The organism is Pseudonocardia sp. N23, assembly GCF_002583555.1.
In the GTDB taxonomy this organism is placed as follows: Bacteria; Actinomycetota; Actinomycetes; order Mycobacteriales; family Pseudonocardiaceae; genus Pseudonocardia.
The window spans coordinates 1-1,395 of record NZ_BEGX01000133.1; the positions used below are offsets into that span (position 1 = coordinate 1).

Annotated in this window: 1 protein-coding gene; it reads right to left on the reverse strand. The window is 68.4% G+C overall.

What is annotated here, in order from left to right:
* Positions 1-18: 18 nt before the first annotated feature.
* On the reverse strand, positions 19-1,092 hold the full coding sequence (locus TOK_RS29565) for an IS110 family transposase (protein WP_098961285.1): 1,074 nt from the start codon (positions 1,090-1,092) through the stop codon (positions 19-21).
* Positions 1,093-1,395 lie beyond the last annotated feature (303 nt).

The window sequence follows — 1,395 nt, forward strand, 5'->3', positions numbered from 1 at the left end:
TTGAATCTCCTATGTTTGTCAAGCGCCAGCGAGTTCGTTCTGAGCGGCGGCATTGAGGCGGCGGTAGATGTCCCGGGCGAGATAGCGCTTGAGGCAGCGACGGATCTCTCGGAGGGTGCGCCCTTCGGCGGTGCGGCGCTCGACGTAGGCATGGGTTCGCGGGTCCATGCGCATGCGGGTGACGACGGCCATGTGGAGTGCTCGGTTGAGGCGCCGGTCACCACCGCGGTTGATCCGGTGCCGGACGGTGTTACCCGATGATGCGGGGATGGGGCTGGTCCCCGCGAGGCTGGCGAACGCGGCTTCGGATCGGATGCGGCCAAGGTGCGACCACGAGGTCAACGCGACAGCGGCGGTGACCGGACCAATGCCGGGCTGGTCGAGCAGGTCGCCTGCTGGGCTCTGTCGAACCAGGTCGGTGACCCGTTTGGTGATGTTCTTGAGCTCGCCGTCGAGCTCGGCGACGCGTTTGGCGAGCCGGGTCGCTTCGCCACGGGCGGTGGCGGTGGCGAGCTCTTCGTCGCGGGTTCGCCAAGCTGCGATCGTGGTGATCTGGGCCTGGGTGAGCGGGCGGCGGGCATCGATGCCGAGGTCGACCACGCGTAGCAGTGCGGTGAGCGCGTTGATCGTCGCTGTGCGCTCGGTGCTCATGTGATCGCGGGAGGCGAGCATGACCCTCACGGCGGCGCGGATACCATCGTCAGCGCGCGGGTGACGCAGCTGCGTCTGCTGCAGCGGGAGTGCTGCTGCGGCGATGCGGCGGGCGTCCAGCGGGTCGGACTTGCCGATGCCGCGGTTCGCGCGGGCGTTCATCCGCGGGGCCTCGACGACTGTGTGTCCGGTGTCTGCTGCGGCGCGGGCAAGGCGTGCGCCGTAGGTGCCGGTGCCCTCGATCACCCAGAGCGCGTCCAGGTCTCCTCCGGTGCGGCGCCCGGCCCACGACACCGCGCGTGACAAGCCTGCCGCCGTTGCCGGGAACTGCGCCTCATCGATGATCTCGCCCGTCGGGCAGGCGAGAATCGCGACGGCGTGATTGCAAGCGTGGGTATCCACGCCGATGACGAACGGGCGGGCATGCGCGACGATAGCCATGGCGATCGACGCTCCTCTCTTCGAGGCGGACATGGTCACGGTCGCCGAGCGGCCGGCGCCGGTCCGGGAAGAGGTTCACTTCGGGGCAAATCTGTGATGGGCCACGCCCCGAGGGGCGGGCAGTCTCCTGATGAGGTCACCGAGGTGGGGCCGGACGGCGCCGGCCGCACCGATCTGAGCGGACAATTCAACGGAAAGACACCCGCAAGCGGGGCCAATTGCTTCGAGAGTCACACCCGGATCGATACGACCGACACCCATCCTGACCAGCCAGTCCCAGACCAGCCAGATCCAGACTCACAG